The sequence below is a fragment of the Erwinia sp. SLM-02 genome, from assembly GCF_037450285.1.
Taxonomy (GTDB): Bacteria; Pseudomonadota; Gammaproteobacteria; order Enterobacterales; family Enterobacteriaceae; genus Erwinia.
Genome location: NZ_JAQISN010000033.1, coordinates 1 through 440, shown reverse-complemented (window position 1 = coordinate 440; position 440 = coordinate 1). Strand labels below are relative to the sequence as shown.

The following is a 440-nucleotide window of genomic DNA, read 5'->3' as shown; positions in this document are numbered from 1 at the left end:
CCTACGGGGGGCAGCAGTGGGGGATATTGCACAATGGGGGAAACCCTGATGCAGCGACGCCGCGTGGAGGAAGAAGGTTTTCGGATTGTAAACTCCTGTCGTAAGGGACGATAATGACGGTACCTTACAAGAAAGCCACGGCTAACTACGTGCCAGCAGCCGCGGTAAAACGTAGGTGGCAAGCGTTGTCCGGAATTACTGGGTGTAAAGGGAGCGCAGGCGGACCGGCAAGTTGGAAGTGAAAACTATGGGCTCAACCCATAAACTGCTTTCAAAACTGCTGGCCTTGAGTAGTGCAGAGGTAGGCGGAATTCCCGGTGTAGCGGTGGAATGCGTAGATATCGGGAGGAACACCAGTGGCGAAGGCGGCCTACTGGGCACCAACTGACGCTGAGGCTCGAAAGTGTGGGTAGCAAACAGGATTAGATACCCGAGTAGTC

At 55.0% G+C, this 440-nt stretch carries 1 rRNA gene; it reads left to right on the top strand.

Going from position 1 to position 440, the window contains the following annotated elements:
- Positions 1–440 (top strand): 16S ribosomal RNA (locus PGH32_RS24625); the annotation flags it as partial.